The 16,748-nt window shown below is 40.0% G+C and carries 17 protein-coding genes and 1 pseudogene; all 18 read left to right on the forward strand.

All coding sequences use genetic code 11. The features are described 5' to 3' along the window. The first annotated feature begins 53 nt into the window (after positions 1 to 53). The 18 genes and pseudogenes from modA to EO112_RS05615 all read left to right on the forward strand — a co-directional run bounded on the left by modA (position 54) and on the right by EO112_RS05615 (position 16,737). Entirely contained in the window at positions 54 to 845 is a 792-nt protein-coding gene (gene modA, locus EO112_RS05535) for a molybdate ABC transporter substrate-binding protein (RefSeq protein ID WP_062401537.1), read from the forward strand. After that, positions 842 to 1,501 (forward strand): molybdate ABC transporter permease subunit, encoded by a 660-nt coding sequence (gene modB / locus EO112_RS05540; protein WP_127163340.1) that lies wholly within the window; start codon positions 842 to 844, stop codon positions 1,499 to 1,501. The genes modA and modB overlap by 4 nt, the downstream gene beginning before the upstream one ends. A 9-nt stretch (positions 1,502 to 1,510) precedes the next feature. After that, positions 1,511 to 2,134: an ATP-binding cassette domain-containing protein gene (locus tag EO112_RS05545; RefSeq protein WP_127163342.1), complete on the forward strand. Its 624-nt coding sequence runs from the start codon at positions 1,511 to 1,513 to the stop codon at positions 2,132 to 2,134. 454 nt (positions 2,135 to 2,588) lie between these two features. After that, positions 2,589 to 4,421: a glutamine--fructose-6-phosphate transaminase (isomerizing) gene (gene glmS / locus EO112_RS05550; RefSeq protein ID WP_126940417.1), complete on the forward strand. Its 1,833-nt coding sequence runs from the start codon at positions 2,589 to 2,591 to the stop codon at positions 4,419 to 4,421. Positions 4,422 to 4,429: 8 nt separating this feature from the next. Beyond that, complete coding sequence (gene trpS, locus EO112_RS05555) at positions 4,430 to 5,416, forward strand: tryptophan--tRNA ligase (protein ID WP_127163344.1); 987 nt, start codon at positions 4,430 to 4,432, stop codon at positions 5,414 to 5,416. Positions 5,417 to 5,593: 177 nt separating this feature from the next. Continuing rightward, complete coding sequence (locus tag EO112_RS05560) at positions 5,594 to 6,094, forward strand: hypothetical protein (protein ID WP_127163346.1); 501 nt, start codon at positions 5,594 to 5,596, stop codon at positions 6,092 to 6,094. 92 nt (positions 6,095 to 6,186) lie between these two features. Then, positions 6,187 to 6,480 carry a hypothetical protein gene (locus EO112_RS05565; protein WP_127163348.1) on the forward strand — a complete coding sequence of 98 codons (294 nt, stop codon included), beginning with the start codon at positions 6,187 to 6,189 and terminating at the stop codon, positions 6,478 to 6,480. Between the two features lie 103 nt (positions 6,481 to 6,583). Then, positions 6,584 to 6,883 (forward strand): hypothetical protein, encoded by a 300-nt coding sequence (locus EO112_RS05570; RefSeq protein ID WP_127163350.1) that lies wholly within the window; start codon positions 6,584 to 6,586, stop codon positions 6,881 to 6,883. A gap of 215 nt (positions 6,884 to 7,098) precedes the next feature. Then, complete coding sequence (locus tag EO112_RS05575) at positions 7,099 to 7,920, forward strand: amino acid ABC transporter substrate-binding protein (protein WP_127163352.1); 822 nt, start codon at positions 7,099 to 7,101, stop codon at positions 7,918 to 7,920. 2 nt (positions 7,921 to 7,922) lie between these two features. Continuing rightward, a complete protein-coding gene (locus EO112_RS05580; protein WP_206168569.1) occupies positions 7,923 to 8,582 on the forward strand; it encodes an amino acid ABC transporter permease in 660 nt (219 codons plus the stop codon). 9 nt (positions 8,583 to 8,591) lie between these two features. Further along, the gene (locus EO112_RS05585; RefSeq protein ID WP_127163354.1) at positions 8,592 to 9,359 is read left to right on the forward strand and encodes an amino acid ABC transporter ATP-binding protein; all 768 of its coding nucleotides are present in this window, start codon (positions 8,592 to 8,594) and stop codon (positions 9,357 to 9,359) included. 504 nt (positions 9,360 to 9,863) lie between these two features. Continuing rightward, a pseudogene (gene rph, locus EO112_RS08365) lies at positions 9,864 to 10,589 on the forward strand (ribonuclease PH); the annotation flags it as partial. Then, a complete protein-coding gene (locus EO112_RS08370) occupies positions 10,581 to 11,201 on the forward strand; it encodes an XTP/dITP diphosphatase (protein ID WP_240629352.1) in 621 nt (206 codons plus the stop codon). The pseudogene rph and the gene EO112_RS08370, both read left to right, overlap by 9 nt. Positions 11,202 to 11,300: 99 nt before the next feature. Continuing rightward, positions 11,301 to 12,089, forward strand: coding sequence for an adenosylmethionine decarboxylase (speD, locus tag EO112_RS05595; protein WP_009353328.1), 789 nt, complete (start codon positions 11,301 to 11,303; stop codon positions 12,087 to 12,089). A gap of 11 nt (positions 12,090 to 12,100) precedes the next feature. Beyond that, positions 12,101 to 13,288, forward strand: a complete 1,188-nt coding sequence (locus tag EO112_RS05600) for an NADP-dependent malic enzyme (protein WP_009353334.1) — start codon at positions 12,101 to 12,103, stop codon at positions 13,286 to 13,288. A gap of 210 nt (positions 13,289 to 13,498) precedes the next feature. Then, complete coding sequence (locus tag EO112_RS05605; RefSeq protein WP_126940411.1) at positions 13,499 to 14,167, forward strand: helix-turn-helix transcriptional regulator; 669 nt, start codon at positions 13,499 to 13,501, stop codon at positions 14,165 to 14,167. Beyond that, a complete protein-coding gene (gene dpaL, locus EO112_RS05610) occupies positions 14,145 to 15,353 on the forward strand; it encodes a diaminopropionate ammonia-lyase (protein WP_009353385.1) in 1,209 nt (402 codons plus the stop codon). The genes EO112_RS05605 and dpaL overlap by 23 nt, the downstream gene beginning before the upstream one ends. A gap of 76 nt (positions 15,354 to 15,429) precedes the next feature. After that, a complete protein-coding gene (locus EO112_RS05615; RefSeq protein WP_062401573.1) occupies positions 15,430 to 16,737 on the forward strand; it encodes a YgeY family selenium metabolism-linked hydrolase in 1,308 nt (435 codons plus the stop codon). Positions 16,738 to 16,748: the final 11 nt, after the last annotated feature.

Genomic DNA, 16,748 nt, shown 5'->3' on the forward strand with positions numbered 1-16,748 from the left:
GAATATGTAGTAAGCTTCTAAGTGTATATATTTTAATTAGGGAGGATATCATTATGAAGCGTAATTGGTTAATGGGTTTAGTTATGGCAGGTATGTTAGCCTTAGCTGGCTGCGGTGGACAACAAGGAACAACGACGTCTACAGCACCATCCACGAATGAAACCATCACTGTATCTGCAGCAGCTAGTATGCAAGGAGCATTGGAAGAGTTAAAAGCAGACTATGTGAAAAAACATAACTTAAAACCTGAACAAGTGAATATTGTCTATGCAGGTTCTGGCACTTTACGTCAACAAATTGAAGAGGGTGCGCCATCCAGTATCTTTATTTCTGCGAACAAAAAGAATATGGATCAATTAAATGAAAAAGGTTTAATGGATAATATCCGCCCATTCGTAGCAAACACATTGGTAATGATCGTACCAAAAGGTAAAGAGGCTGTGACATTAGACAATATTGCGAATGCAAAACGCGTAGCTATCGGTACAGTAGAAACAGTGCCAGCTGGTAAATATGCAAAAGAATCTTTAACAAAAGCTAATTTGTGGGATGCAGTAGAACCGAATATTGTATTTGCGAAAGACGTAAAAGCAGTCGGTGCGTATATTGCTGAAGGCGCAGCTGATGTAGGATTTGTATATAAAACTGATGCATTGGCATTGAAAGATAAAGTAGATATTTCTGCAACAGTAGATGCTAAATTACATGCACCAATTGAGTATCCTATCGGTGTGGTGAAAAAGAACCAAAATAAATTAACAGAAGATTTCTATGCGTTCCTAACAAGTAAAGAAGCTAGCGAAGTATTGGCTAAATGGGGATTCGCTGAGCCTACTAAAAAATGATAGCTTTACAGTTATCCATAGAAGTCGCATTCATAGCACTTATAATTAACGCTATTTTCGGGCTAAGTTTGAACTATGTGATGAAACACTATACCTTTCCAGGGAAATCTTTAATTGATTCCTTTTTTACACTGCCTTTGGTATTACCACCGGTGGTATTAGGCTTTGTGCTACTCATCATATTCACGCCAGGTAATGCCTTTGGCGCTTGGTTAGAATCTCACGGAATTCGTGTGGTATTCTCTAAGATAGGCGCTATTATTGCATCTGCAGTGGTGAGCTTTCCATTATTTTATCAATCAGTGCGAACAGCCTTAGCTGCCATTGATAGCGATATGGAAGATGTAGCTCGCACCTTGGGAGCCTCCGAGTTTCGCGTGTTCTGGTCGATTTCCTTGCCATTGGCGTGGAAAGGAATCCTCAGCGGTTCCATTCTGTGTTTTGCGCGTGGACTTGGTGAATTCGGGGCTACTATTTTGATCGCTGGAAATATTCCAGGTGTGACGAGAACTATGCCATTAGCCATTTATTCTCTCGTAGAATTTGGCGATTATAACGGTGCATTTGAATTAGTGATTTATATTTGTATTTTAACATTGGGGCTTGTGTGGGCCATTCAAGGTCTAACCAAAGGTTCCCTCTTCTCAAATCGGTAAGGAGGTACTATGATTTCCTTTGATATCGTCATAGAACGAGGTACTTTTGTTGTGAAAGCCCAAGGTACATTACAAGAAGGTATTACTACATTGATGGGCCCTTCTGGAAGTGGAAAATCTACATTTTTGAAAGCTTTGTGTGGATTGTTGACGCCAAAAGAAGGTAGGATTACAGCCAATAATGAGGTATGGTTCGAAAAGGGAAGGGGCGTACCTACCCAAGAACGACACATTGGCTATATGCCGCAAGGCAATATTGTATTTCCTCATATGACTGTAGAGGAGAATATTCGGTACAGTAAACAAGGTTCTCCAGAGCTATTCGATCATATTGTGGAGCGTTTGCGATTGACACCACATCTTAAGAAGAAAGCCAAAGGCTTATCTGGTGGGGAGCAACAACGGGTGGCCTTAGGACGAGCACTGTACTCAAAACCAGTGTTACTTATCCTAGACGAACCGCTTACGGCGTTAGATGTGAACTTACGTGCTCAGTTGCAACAAGATTTAGTTGCTATTATTTCTGAATGGGCTATCCCCTGCTTGTGGGTTACTCATAGTGAAGAAGAGGCTGCTGCGGTAGGGAATCATCGACTGTTGTGTCGTGATGGGATGATTGCAGAAGAGGCGTAAATAGCATGATAGCATAATAGAGGAATGTTGATACACTTAGGTCAGCGTTCCTCTATATTACTTTTCCCCTATTTAGGAGGATATGCTAGTATCATTGTGCTGTGATACGAACATGTGTCCTTCAATGTTTTGGGGGCATATGTGTTTATTTCTTTACAGTTGTTGCTCATATGAAGTATAATACTACTGATTATGACTATTTTTAAAGACTTAGGCATAGTCAACAGAACTGTCGAAACACATGCAAAGGAGGAACCAAATTCGTAAAGGCGAATAGCGCAAGCGCTGGAAAGAGACAGCTTTCACAGTGGACGAGGTAGAGGAGTATCGAAATTCAGCGGATGCCTCTCGGCTAGCTTCAGTCGTAGAAGTAGAGCAAAACACCAAGGTAACTAGGTGCACAAAGGCTACTTTCAGAAGCAATAGTAATGAATTAATCAAGGAGGTACATACCATGTGTGGTATCGTAGGATATATTGGATTTGAAAATGCAGCAGATTTTATGCTGGAAGGTTTAGAGAAATTAGAATACCGCGGATATGATTCTGCAGGGATTGCCGTAGTGGGCGAAAATAATGTGATTAAAGTACAAAAGAAAATGGGACGCTTGGCGAATTTGGAAGCTGTGGTGAAAGCAGATCCTAACCAAGGTCATATTGGTATCGGTCATACTCGTTGGGCAACTCATGGTCGTCCAAGCGATATGAATGCGCACCCACATACAAGTACAGATGGCAAATTTGCCGTAGTGCACAATGGTATCATTGAAAACTACATGCCATTGAAAGAAGAATTATTGGCTAAAGGTGTTGAATTTACGTCTGAAACAGATACAGAAGTAGTAGCTCACTTATTGAGCGATATGTACGATGGCAATTTTGAAAGTACAGTTCGTCGCATGTTAGAACGCATCGAAGGCTCGTACTCTTTGGTGATGATCTGTGCCGATGAACCAAATAAAATCATTGCTACAAAAAAAGATAATCCATTGGTAGTGGGCTTAGGAAAAGGGGAAAACTTCATCGCTTCCGATATCCCAGCTATTATTCAACGCACTCGTGAAACATATATCATCAACGACAATGAAGTTGTTATTGTGACACCAGATAGCGTGACAATCACTGACCGAGCTGGTCAACCAGTGCAAAAAGACATTTACCATGTCACATGGAATGCAGAAGCGGCTGAAAAAGGTGGCTATGAGCACTTCATGTTAAAAGAAATTTACGAACAACCAAAAGCGATTCGTGATACGTTGAGCGGTCGTATTAATAAAGATGCTACAGAAGTAGTGTATGATGAATTAAACTGGACACCAGATACAGTGAAAGGCATCAAGCGCATCTTGATTACAGCGTGTGGTACGGCGTACCATGCAGGGTTAGTAGCGAAATACTACATTGAGCAATTAGCTCGTATTCCAGTAGAAGTAGATATCGCTTCTGAATACCGTTACCGTACACCATTAACGGATGAAGATACCTTATGCATCGTCATCAGCCAATCTGGTGAAACCAGCGATACATTGTCTGCCTTGAAAGAAGCAAAACGCTTAGGTGCTAAATCTTTAGGTATCACCAACGTAGTGGGTTCCGCTGTATCCCGTGAAGCGGATCAAGTAATCTACACTTGGGCAGGTCCTGAAATCGCTGTAGCATCCACAAAAGCGTACACTACACAATTAGTAGCTTTATTGTTATTAGCAGTGTACTTAGGTCAATTAAATGGTCGCATCGATGAAGCAGTAAAACACGAAATTTTGACAAATTTACAAGAATTGCCTACATTAACTCATGAAATCTTTGAAAACGTAGACGAAATTAAAGCCTTTGCCAACCATTATGGTTACAAAGAGGATGCATTCTTCTTAGGACGTTTAATCGACTATGCCGTAGCTATGGAAGGGTCTTTGAAATTGAAAGAAATTTCTTACATCCATGCAGAAGCCTATGCAGGTGGTGAGTTGAAACATGGTACTTTGGCATTGATTGAAGAAGGTATTCCTGTGATCGCCTTGGCAACACAAGAGTCTGTACGTGAAAAAATGATGAGCAACATCAAAGAAGTAAAAGCTCGTGATGCCATCGTTATCGGCGTAGGTATGAAAGGTGACGAAGAGTTGGCGAAATACGTGGATCATACCATCTTCGTACCAAAAACTGATGCTTTCACAGTACCTATTTTAGCCGTTGTACCATTGCAATTGTTGTCATATTATGCAGCTATCACACGCGGTGCTGACGTAGATAAACCAAGAAACTTGGCGAAATCCGTAACCGTAGAATAGGAGATACTATGTCCGTTATATTTTCCGGAATCCAACCGAGCGGTGAGTTGACCATTGGGAATTACCTGGGAGCTCTTCGCAATTTCTTGACATTCCAAGACGACCATGAATGCTTTTACTGTATCGTGAATCAACATGCGATTACAGTACCACAAGATCCAAAGGACTTAATCCACAATACTCGAAGCTTGGCTGCCTTATATTTGGCAGTAGGCTTGGACCCTAATAAAGTAACTTTATTTGTGCAATCCGAAGTGCCTGCCCATGCGCAGTTGGGTTGGATTTTAACAACTTTGAGCTCCATCGGCGAGTTAGAGCGTATGACGCAGTACAAAGATAAATCGGCGAAACAAGGGGAAACTATCCCAGCTGGTTTGTTGACGTATCCACCATTGATGGCGGCCGATATTTTGTTATACCAAACAAACTATGTGCCGGTAGGGGATGACCAACGTCAACATATCGAGCTTACACGTGATTTAGCACAACGGTTCAATTTCAAATATGGCGAAGTTTTTGCTATGCCAGAAATTAAAACGACAGTCGGTGGTGCTCGTGTGATGTCCTTGCAAGATCCGACAAAGAAAATGAGTAAGTCCGATGATAATAACTGGGCGACCATCCGTTTGTTGGATACACCAGATGTAGTGGTGAAGAAGATTAAAAAGGCGGCCACTGATTCTGAAGGGGTCGTGCGCTACGACAAAGAAAAACAGCCAGGTATTTCTAACTTGATGGGTATTTATAATGCCTTAACAGGAGATTCCTTTGAGGCTATTGAAAATATGTATGCTGGCAAAAATTATGGAACTTTCAAAGGTGACATTGCAGACCTATTAGTAGGAGCATTGACACCAATCCATGAACGGTATGCAGAATTAATTAACAGCCCAGAACTAGATACGATTTTGACAGAAGGCGCGGAAAAAGCGGCCTCTGTGGCTAATGTAACATTAGCTCGTGTAGAAGAAGCTATGGGTCTACGACGTAAGTAATGATGAAGATGTAATGAGATGTTTACACAGCATTTCATTACATCTTTTTAATCATGTATACTATGACGCGGTGAGGATATCTAGCAGGATAGGTATGTAGCAGACGAATATATGGTATCTACAGAGGTGTTGAGTAGGAACACCATAGAGGTTGGAGTGCTGTTTGGGAGAGGAACTATGAAACGTGAAGAATTAGAAAATATGTTTCCTTGTGGAGCGATTCAAGAAGAATTACATAATTCCTCTATTATGATATGGGGGTTTCAACTAGTGTATGCAGCTATCGCCGCTTGGGGGCTGTATCGTGGAGTACTTCTATATCGAGAACTGGGTCATAGCTTCAATATGTGGATGCTTCTTCTTATGGTGGTATCGTCCTACGCATTATTGCGCATGTACCAGCAAGACGATGTGGAGATTTATATCGCTACAGAAGGAATTATTTTAAAACGAACACCTATATTGGTGAAAGAAAGGATAGAGCGATTCTTTGCGCCAGATCTGTATTTAACCTTTGTGCATTATCAAGGCATTATGGGTTTTGGAGAAGACTGGAAAACTTTGTATGTGCAAACAGAAACGGGCGGTATATATATCGTGCCTATTAGCTTACAGTTTTTGAGTCATCGAGATAAAATGAAAGTCTTAGAGGCACTGAATCGATATAAAAATACTTGAATAGGACTAGAAAACATGTTACCCTCTTATCAAGGAGTAATATCTGTTCGTTATCCGGCAGGCTCTATTTTCACACAAGGGGGAAAATCTACATGTTTGGTCTCTTTCTGATTCATGCTGCCTATGCAGTCTTGATGTATATCTTTAGTTTTAGAATCATGGTGATTCCTCACGCTATTGTAATAGCAGTTTCAGGTATTTATATGATTTTTGAAAAAGGACTTATCATTGCCCCTATCCTATCGTTTATCTATTCATTCTTTGCAATTTGTTTAGCACTTGATGATACAGTAGAATGGGAAGATGGTACAGGAAATGAGCTCATTTGGTGGTGGGTATTGCTTTGTACCATGTTAACATTTGTTATCTTTGAGTTCCTCTACTAACCTATCATATATAGATATAATTTAAAGATCAGCTTGAGGTGTAATCTATAGATTCTAACTTTTTGTTCTGACATAGTTTCTTTATAATGATATTTCAAAGCCGTTGCAACGGTTCTTAGATTATGTGGACGGTCATGCTGCATCGGATGAGTTACTACGAGAAATTGAAAGTGCCGTAGATGAAGCAAAACATTGTGAGGCTTGGAGGGAGGAATATTCAATGCTATCAATGGATCATTATACATATTGGAAAGAAGGCGTGGCTGAAGGTCGGGCAGAAGGTAAAGTTGAGGTTGTCATTCAGATGTTGCGTAAGCATTTGTCCTTAGAAATGATTGCAGAAGTCACTAACTTTACTGTAGAAGAAGTAAAGGCTATTGCGAAAGAGCATGCATTGATATAAAACATATAGGTAAAGAGAAAATCAGCGATATGGTGAGTATATAACTTACTATATCGCTTTTGTTTTGATAGTTAGCTGTTGGGGGATGTCAGTATAAATTACTTTCATAATACATGATAAAATTTTTGTAATTTATCTCTTTACAACTTTAATTAACTAAAGTATAATGTAATCATGAAATAGAGATTACATAACTGTAGAGAGGAGAAAGTATTATGAATTGGTTACAAAAATGTTCTAAAACAGTAGTAGCAGCAGCTAGTGCATTGGTAATTGTGGGGTTAGTGGCAGGTTGTGGGGCGTCTACAAAACAGGCGAACACAGAGGTGCCGAAAAAAATTGTCATCGGTTTAGATGATAACTTTCCTCCTATGGGATTTAAAGATGAAAAAGGTGAACTCGTAGGTTTTGATATCGATCTTGCGAAAGAAGTGGCAAAGCGTATTGGTTCTGAAGTGGAATTTAAATCTATCGATTGGGATAGTAAAGAAGCAGAACTAAAATCTAAACGTATTGATGTGTTGTGGAATGGTTTAACCATTACGAAGGAACGGGAGCGCAACATCTTGTTCTCTAAACCATATCTTCGTGGGGACCAAATTATTGCCGTAAAATCTGATGCTGATATTGCTGACAAATCCCAACTTGATGGCAAACGTGTAGGCGTTCAATCAGGCTCTACTGGTTTAGAAGCGGTAAAAAATGATCCACAATCTAAGAACTTTAAAGAAATCAAAGAATATGGTGATTATGTAAACGCTTTCATGGATCTAGAATTAGGCCGTATTGATGCGGTCGTGGTGGATGAAATGGTAGGCCGTTATTTAATCGGCAAAAAAGGTAACAATGTATTCACTGTAGCCACAGGCTCCTTCGCTAGTGAAAAAGTAGGTGTAGGTATGCGTAAGGAAGATGCAGCGTTGAAAGCAAAAGTTGACGCTGCGTTACAAGAAGTGATGAATGATGGTACGGCTGACAAATTGGCACAAAAATGGTTTGGCGATACATCTATCTTGACGAAAGAGGAGTATAAATAAACATGGACGTATTGGAATATATTTTACAGATAGTTCCGGCCATTGCCGGCGGATTCCAAGTGACCTTGTCCTTGTTCTTCATCGTCATCATCTTGTCAGTGCCAGGAGGATTGCTCTTGGCGTTGCTCCGATTAAGTACAAACCGTGTGGTGACGACTATCGTGGATGCTTATGTATACGTGATGCGTGGCACACCGTTAATGTTACAAATTTTGCTCATCTATTATGGTTTGCCATTTATGATTGATGGCTTTGAACTCACAGATATGACGGCGGCAGTGCTGTCCTTCGTGTTGAATTATATTGCCTACTTATGTGAAATTTTCCGCAGTGGTATTCAATCGATTCCAAAAGGACAATATGAAGGTGCGAAGGTCTTAGGTTTTACTTATGTGCAGACAATGTACAAAATTATTTTGCCACAGGTCATCAAACGCGTGTTGCCACCATTGGCAAATGAAACGATTACACTGCTGAAAGATACATCCTTGGTGTATGTCTTAGCTATGAATGATATCTTGCGCATTACAAGGAGCATTGTACAACGTGATTTTGACATTACAGCTTTCATCGTAGCTGGTATATTCTACTTGGCTATGACATTTGTGTTGACGAAACTGTATCAATATTTAGAACGCCGCATGGCGATTTACGAAGATTAGGAGGAAACCATGGCTTTCATAGACATGTTACATATTGAAAAGAGCTTTGGCTCGGTGGCGGTTTTGCAAGACGTGTCACTATCCATGGAACGTGGCGAAGTGGTGTCCATTATCGGTCCCTCTGGATCGGGCAAATCCACCTTTCTTCGTTGCTTAGGACAACTAGAAACCATACAAAAAGGGACTATCAGAGTCGATGGGGCGACCTTGGTGGACACGCCGGCGAACACGGGTGCAGCGGTCTATGCTGAGAAAGAAGAACAGCAACAAATCTTGCTGAAAATGGGGATGGTATTCCAATCCTTTAATCTATTTCCACACATGACCGTCTTAGAAAATATTATGGTCGCACCTCGTATGGTGAAAGGAATGAAAGAGGCAGATATATTACCTATGGCTCAGTCCTTGCTAGAAAAAGTAGGTCTTTGGGATAAACGAGACGTATACCCTAGCACTTTGTCAGGGGGACAAAAACAACGGGTTGCTATTGCCAGAGCCTTGGCAATGAAACCAGAAATTATGCTCTTCGATGAACCTACCTCCGCCTTGGATCCAGAGTTTACCAGTGAAGTATTACGGACTATCAAGGAACTAGCCGAAGAAGATATGACCATGATCATCGTCACCCATGAAATGGCATTCGCTCGTGAAGTAGCAGACAGAGTCATCTTCATGGCAGACGGTAAAATACAAGAAGAAGGAACCCCAGAACAGGTCTTCGGGAACCCACAAAACCCAAGAACACAAGCGTTCCTAAACTCCATGCTGCGAGTATAAAAACAATATATCGAACTTAAATTACCGTACGGAGCACCAGTTACAAATAATACTGTATGATATTTGTAGCGAGGTGCGCCGTATTTTTGTGTACAACTATACTTTATATCCTATACGTATTTCTTCGGAGATAAGCACAATTTGTTTCCTTGAGGATCTCCCTCACATACTGATGATCATACACAATTTTATAGGCAGACCCAAAGGAGATGATTGCCTTTGACTAATGGAGGTATGAGGTCTGGAGAGATAAGTAAGTAGGCTAGTTTTTGCTATATAAGATAAAGGTTGAAAAGAATGCGGTATGCTCCACAGCAAACATTACGAAGTGCCGTTTGTGAGGAAGCATACCGCATTCTGACTGAGAAGTAAAGGAAACCATAGCCTACTTACTCAGGATAAAGTGCCCTCGTCAAAGGCGAACATAAATTGCCAATCCGCCATGAGATTGTGTATAATAAGAGGTATGTATAATCCGATTGTAATGGGAAATGAGGAATGACGATGCGAATTGATGGTCGTAGTTTAAAAGAAATACGCCCTGTGAAAATTACTAGGCATTACACTGCCTATGCAGAGGGATCTGTACTAATTGAATGTGGCAATACAAAAGTCCTTTGTACGGCTAGCGTTGAGGATCGCGTTCCCCGCTTTTTGAAAGGAACTGGCACAGGCTGGGTGACAGCAGAATATTCCTTGTTACCACGAGCTACACATACTCGTGTACCTAGAGAGGCAGCAAAAGGTAAACAGACAGGTCGCACCGTGGAAATCCAACGTTTGATTGGTCGTGCCTTGCGAGCTGTTGTAGACTTAGAAGCTTTAGGTGAAGTATCGATTACGGTAGACTGTGATGTACTACAAGCTGATGGTGGCACTCGCACAGCTTCTATTACAGGGGCTTTTGTGGCTTTAGTAGATGCTATCTATTCTATGTACGATGGATATGGTAAGTTTCCTGTAACGGACTATTTAGCAGCTATTTCTATGGGAATCGGTGAAGATGGTCCTATGCTAGACTTGTGCTATGAAGAAGATAGTGCAGCCATTGTGGATATGAATGTGGTTTGTACCGGTAAAGGCCAATTAGTAGAAGTGCAAGGAACAGGTGAACATGGGACTTTCACAAGAGATGAGTTGAATAGCCTATTAGATTTAGGTGAAGCTGGTACACAACAACTAATGGCAGTACAACGTGAAGCATTAGGTGAAATTGGACATATGGTGGGTCATAAAAATGCACCGAAAGCAGTGGTATTAGCCACACGGAATAAAGGAAAAATTCGAGAGTTTACCGCAGCCTTTGAAGAATTAGGCTTTGAAGTGCGTACGATAGATGACGTTGTAGATATTGATGAACCAGAAGAAATTGGCACTACCTTTATGGAAAATGCAGAACTGAAGGCTTTATACTATGCAGAGGCTTGTGGTTTGCCTTGTGTGGCAGATGATTCTGGCTTAGAAGTAGATGCTTTAGGCGGTGCACCAGGTGTATATTCTGCGCGCTATGCAGGACTGCATCGCAGTGATGAAGATAATAATCGACGATTAGTAGCGGAATTGGTGGATGTTACTCCAAGTGATAGAACAGCACGTTATCAATGTGCTCTTGTATGGGCTACACCGGATGGACAATGTGTTCGAGCTACAGGCACTTGTGAAGGACTTATTCAGTTAAGCCCAATGGGAAAAGGTGGATTCGGTTACGATCCATACTTTTACATTCCAAAATTAAAAACGACGATGGCCAATATTTCTATGGAACAAAAGCAAGCTATTAGCCATCGAGGTAAGGCGCTACGGGCATTGGTGGAGCAATTGCGACACACTATAATTAAGTAATTAATAAAAAAATGAAAATTTTATATCGAAAGTCTTGAATATATTTATTTAATTCGATATAATAATGGTAGGTATTATAAGGAAGGCAGATATTAAGTTATGGATACATCTGTAAAATCAAATAAAATGAAACTCTATGGGTTTAACAATTTAACGAAAACCTTGAGTTTTAATATTTATGATATTTGTTATACGCGTACAGAAGAAGAAAAACGCCAATATATTGAATACATTGACGAAGTTTACAATGCACAGCGCCTGACTGATATTTTAACAGAGGTTTCACATATTATCGGAGCCAATGTGTTGAATGTGGCAAAGCAAGATTATGATCCACAAGGAGCAAGTGTAACTATCCTGATTTCGGAAGAACCTGTTGATAAAGTAGATAAAGATGATGTGGTAATGCATCTCGATAAATCTCATTTGACGGTTCATACCTACCCTGAAAGTCATCCAGACAATGGAGTCAGTACATTCCGTGCAGATATCGACGTGTCCACATGTGGTCAAATCTCTCCGCTCAACGCATTAAACTATCTTATCGATAGTTTTGATTCTGATATCATCAGCTTAGATTATAGAGTGCGTGGATTCACTCGTGATATTCATGGTAAAAAATTATTCATGGATCATCGCATGAACTCCATTCAAAATTACATTAACTCTAAAACACGTAATCTCTACAATATGATCGATGTGAATGTGTATCAAGAAAATATTTTCCATACCAAAATGATGCTGAAAGAGTACGACATTAATAATTATTTGTTTGGTATTACCGAAGAAGATTTGACGCTAAAAGAGCGCAAACAAATTAACCAACAACTCAAACAAGAGATGGCGGAAATATTCTACGGTAGAAACTTACCATCATTGAAAATCTAGGAGGTTTTCCCATGGACGTAAAACAAGAGGCAATTGAAAAACGCTTGGAACTAAAAGGTTTCTTGCAAACAGGAACAAAATACGAATTAAAAGATGCTCATGACTTAACGGTAGCATACACTCCAGGTGTAGCAGAACCATGCCTTCATATCAAAGAAGATGAAGACAAATCCTTCGACTTAACATGTCGTTCTAATATGGTAGCCGTTGTATCTGACGGTACTCGCGTATTGGGTTTAGGTGATATCGGAGCAGCTGCTGCAATTCCAGTTATGGAAGGTAAATCCCTATTGTTTAAACGCTTTGGTAATGTAGATTGCATTCCTTTGGTGATTGATACAAAAGATCCAGACGTGTTAATTAATACTGTAAAATTAGTGCAAAAAAACTTTGCTGGCATTAACTTAGAAGATATTTCTTCTCCTAAATGCTACGAAATCGAAAATCGCTTGAAAAAAGAGTTAGAAATCCCTGTATTCCATGATGATCAACATGGTACAGCTATTGCTTGCTTAGCAGGTGTAAAAGCAGCCCTTCGCTTTGTGAAAAAAGATTTATCCAAAGTTAAAATCGTTGTAAACGGCGCTGGTGCAGCGGGTGCTAATATTGCTCGTCTATTATACTTAGCAGGCGCTCGTAACATTACATTAATGGTAAGCTCCGGCGTATTGAACAAAGACTACAAACGTCTTGATTCTTTACAAGCTGAGTTGATCAAAACATTAGGTCAAGAAACAAAAACTGGCAACTTAGCAGAGATCGCAAAAGGTGCTGATGTATTGTTAGGTGTATCTGCTGCTGGTGCTTTCACAAAAGAAATTTTGGAAAGCTTAGCGGATGATGCTATTGTGTTTGCTATGGCTAACCCAGTTCCAGAAGTTATGTACGAAGAAGCGAAAGCAGCTGGCGTACGTGTTATGGGTACAGGTCGTAGTGATGCGCCTAACCAAATCAATAATGTGAATGTATTCCCTGGTATCTTCCGTGGAGCCATTGATGTACAAGCACGTGAAATTAATGATGAAATGAAATTGGCAGCCGCTGAGGCGCTAGCAGCTCTTGTAACAGATGAAGAATTAGCAGAAGACTACGTAGTAGCGAATGCATTCGACAAACGTGTTCCATTAGCAGTAGCAAAAGCAGTAGCTGAAACAGCAATCAAAACGGGTGTAGCTCGTAAAACAGAAGTTCCTTACTAAGAATAGGAATTGATATATAGTATAGAGGTAGGTTGAGTGTAGACTCAATCTACCTCTATCTTTTTTTATTTTGTTTATAGATGACATCTAACAAAAAATTAGAAAACCTAAAAAATATTTAGAAAAAGTATTGAATTATGAATATGACGGTGCTATAATAAGGGCATACCTAATAAATTGTTAGATAGCCTAAAAAATAGTTAGGAGACAATTATGAAACTAGAACAATTAAAGGTAATTGCGCATGGTATTGCGACACAATTTGGAGCTTCATGTGAAGTGTTGATTCACGACGTGCAAATAGAGACATTAGAGAGTTCTATTGTGTATATTGAGCATGGAGATATTTCTAACCGAGATGTAGGTGATGGCGCCTCGCATGCAGTACTAGATGCGATACGAAATGACGATGGTCAGTGTCAGGGTAAACAAGCTTATCTTACACGAACCAAAGATGGAAGAGTTCTTCGATCGACGACGATGTATATACGTGATGATAATGATAAATTACAGTATTTATTGTGTATCAATTATGATATTACTGATTTTATTACATTGCAAAACTCTTTAGATCGGATTATTACATCCAGTAATCATGCGTGGGAAACAAAAGGTGAACGAATTGTTACATCTGTTAGCGATTTGTTGAGCGATATGTTATCTCAAGCTGAAAAGGTAGTAGGGCGACCAGCACATTTAATGAATAAGAATGAGCGCTTGGAAGCAATACGATATTTATATTGCCAGGGCGCTTTTTTGATTTCAAAGGCATCTGATAAAATATCGGAATATTTCAACGTTTCTAAATTTACTTTATATAATGATTTGAACCAAGTAAAAGAGGAGGAAGAGTTACATGGAACGAATTCAATGGGTTAAGAACACTATGCCCGCTTCAGAGGATTTGAACACCTGTGCAATGAATGTAAAAGAAAGTGAAGGTGTGCGCGAGTTTCATAAGAGTTTCCCGCAATATCAGGAAACACCACTTACTGAGTTACCACGCATGGCAGAACACTTAGGATTAGGCCGTTTATTCATTAAAGATGAATCCTATCGTTTCGGTTTAAATGCATTCAAAGTGTTAGGCGGTTCTTATGCAATTGCGAAATTCATTGCTAAAGAAACAGGTAAACAAGTATCTGATTTGCCATATGACATCTTGACATCAAAAGAATTGCGTGATGAATTTGGACAAGCTACATTCTTCACAGCTACTGATGGAAACCATGGTCGTGGTGTTGCTTGGGCAGCAAATAAACTAGGTCAAAAATCAGTGGTATTTATGCCAAAAGGTTCCACAGAAACTCGTAAACAAAATATTGCAGCAGAAGGTGCTACAGTAACTATCGAAGAAATGAACTATGATGACTGTGTACGCTTAGCTACAGCAGAATCCAAAAAAGTAGATCATGGTGTTGTTATCCAAGATACAGCTTGGGATGGCTATGAAGAAATTCCTACATGGATCATGCAAGGCTACGGTACAATGGCTCTAGAAGCTACTGAACAATTAGAAAAAGCTGGCGTAGATGTACCTACACACGTAATTGTACAAGCAGGAGTTGGTTCCTTAGCTGGTGCTGTTACTGGTTATGTGGTAAATCGTTATAAAAATGCACCTGTGAAACCTAAAATTGTAGTAGTAGAAGCATCTGCAGCGGATTGCTTGTACAAAGGCGCTAAAGCAGGCGATGGAGATTTACGTATCGTAGGTGGCGACTTACAAACAATCATGGCAGGACTCGCTTGTGGAGAACCAAATACGATTTCTTGGGATATTTTGAAAAACCATGTGGATGTATTTGTATCTGCACCAGATTGGGTAGCATCCTTAGGTATGAGAATGTCTGCAGCACCAATCAAAGGTGATGCAAGCATTATCTCTGGAGAATCTGGAGCTGTTCCATTTGGTTTAGTAGCAGCTGCTATGACTATGGAAGAATATAAAGATTTGAAAGAAGAATTAGGACTTACTAAAGATTCTAAAGTACTTTGCTTCTCCACAGAAGGAGACACTGACCCAACACGTTATCAAGAAATTGTGTGGCAAGGAAAATTTTAATCTAACTATTTAAGTCATATACAGTTAATTTTAACTTTAACGTATACGTATATGTGTGTTTAAGGAGGAAATGGTAATGGATTTACAAGCAGTAAAAAAAGCAGCAGAAGCTTATGGACCAGCGATGACAAAATTTTTAAGAGAAATCGTCGCATTCCCTGGTGAAAGTGCGGAAGAAGAACAACACGTTCGCCGCATTGAAAAAGAAATGAAAGACTTAGGATTCGATGAAGTAGAAGTGGATCCTATGGGTAACATTCTTGGCTATATGGGCACTGGTAAAACATTGATTGCTTTTGACGGACATATTGATACAGTAGGTATTGGTAACCGTGATAACTGGAACTTTGATCCATATGAGGGGTTTGAAAGCGACACTGAAATCGGTGGTCGTGGTGTATCTGACCAATTAGGTGGTATCGTATCCGCAGTATACGGTGCGAAAATCATGAAAGACTTAGGTTTATTGAATGATAAATACCGTGTATTAGTAGTTGGTACAGTACAAGAAGAAGATTGCGACGGATTGTGCTGGGAATACATTATTAAAGAACGTGGCATTCGTCCAGAATTCGTAGTATCCACAGAACCAACTGATGGCGGTATCTATCGCGGTCAACGTGGTCGTATGGAAATCCGTATCGATGTAGAAGGCGTATCTTGCCATGGTTCTGCACCAGATCGCGGTGATAATGCAATCTATAAAATGGCTGACATTTTACAAGATGTTCGTGCATTAAATGCAAACAATTCTACAGAGACTACTCGTGTTCGTGGCTTAGAAAAAATGTTGGATCCAAAATTCAACCCTGACCATTATGAAGAAGCTCGTTTCTTGGGCCGTGGCACAGTAACAACTTCCCAAATTTTCTACACATCCCCAAGCCGTTGTGCAGTAGCAGACTCTTGCGCAGTATCTCTTGACCGTCGTATGACAGCAGGTGAAACATGGCAAAGTTGCTTAAAAGAAATCGAAGATTTACCAGCTGTACAAAAATACGGTGCAAAAGTATCCATGTACGAATATGCTCGTCCATCCTGGACTGGTTTAACATATCCAATCGAATGCTACTTCCCAACATGGGTAATTCCTAAAGATCATAAAGTAACAAAAGCATTGGAAGAATCTTACATCTCCTTATACGGTACAGAACGTATTGGTGCAGAAGTTACATTGGCAGAACGTAAAGCTCGCCCATTAACTGATAAATGGACATTCTCTACAAATGGCGTATCCATCATGGGACGTAATGGTATTCCTTGTATCGGTTTCGGTCCTGGCGCAGAAGCACAAGCACATGCTCCTAACGAAATCACATGGAAACAAGACCTTGTAACATGTGCAGCAGTATATGCAATCTTACCTACAAACTATTGCAAATAATAGTTTACATT

The organism is Veillonella sp. VA141 (assembly GCF_003992175.1).
Lineage (GTDB): Bacteria > Bacillota > Negativicutes > Veillonellales > Veillonellaceae > F0422.

Excerpts from the sequence above, each read along its gene's own strand:
- modA (WP_062401537.1), top strand. The coding sequence starts at position 54 with ATGAAGCGTAATTGGTTAATGGGTTTAGTTATGGCAGGTATGTTAGCC.
- modB (WP_127163340.1), top strand. The coding sequence starts at position 842 with ATGATAGCTTTACAGTTATCCATAGAAGTCGCATTCATAGCACTTATA.
- EO112_RS05545 (WP_127163342.1), top strand. The coding sequence starts at position 1,511 with ATGATTTCCTTTGATATCGTCATAGAACGAGGTACTTTTGTTGTGAAA.
- glmS (WP_126940417.1), top strand. The coding sequence starts at position 2,589 with ATGTGTGGTATCGTAGGATATATTGGATTTGAAAATGCAGCAGATTTT.
- trpS (WP_127163344.1), top strand. The coding sequence starts at position 4,430 with ATGTCCGTTATATTTTCCGGAATCCAACCGAGCGGTGAGTTGACCATT.
- EO112_RS05560 (WP_127163346.1), top strand. The coding sequence starts at position 5,594 with ATGAAACGTGAAGAATTAGAAAATATGTTTCCTTGTGGAGCGATTCAA.
- EO112_RS05565 (WP_127163348.1), top strand. The coding sequence starts at position 6,187 with ATGTTTGGTCTCTTTCTGATTCATGCTGCCTATGCAGTCTTGATGTAT.
- EO112_RS05575 (WP_127163352.1), top strand. The coding sequence starts at position 7,099 with ATGAATTGGTTACAAAAATGTTCTAAAACAGTAGTAGCAGCAGCTAGT.
- EO112_RS05580 (WP_206168569.1), top strand. The coding sequence starts at position 7,923 with ATGGACGTATTGGAATATATTTTACAGATAGTTCCGGCCATTGCCGGC.
- EO112_RS05585 (WP_127163354.1), top strand. The coding sequence starts at position 8,592 with ATGGCTTTCATAGACATGTTACATATTGAAAAGAGCTTTGGCTCGGTG.
- EO112_RS08370 (WP_240629352.1), top strand. The coding sequence starts at position 10,581 with ATGGTGGGTCATAAAAATGCACCGAAAGCAGTGGTATTAGCCACACGG.
- speD (WP_009353328.1), top strand. The coding sequence starts at position 11,301 with ATGGATACATCTGTAAAATCAAATAAAATGAAACTCTATGGGTTTAAC.
- EO112_RS05600 (WP_009353334.1), top strand. The coding sequence starts at position 12,101 with ATGGACGTAAAACAAGAGGCAATTGAAAAACGCTTGGAACTAAAAGGT.
- dpaL (WP_009353385.1), top strand. The coding sequence starts at position 14,145 with ATGGAACGAATTCAATGGGTTAAGAACACTATGCCCGCTTCAGAGGAT.
- EO112_RS05615 (WP_062401573.1), top strand. The coding sequence starts at position 15,430 with ATGGATTTACAAGCAGTAAAAAAAGCAGCAGAAGCTTATGGACCAGCG.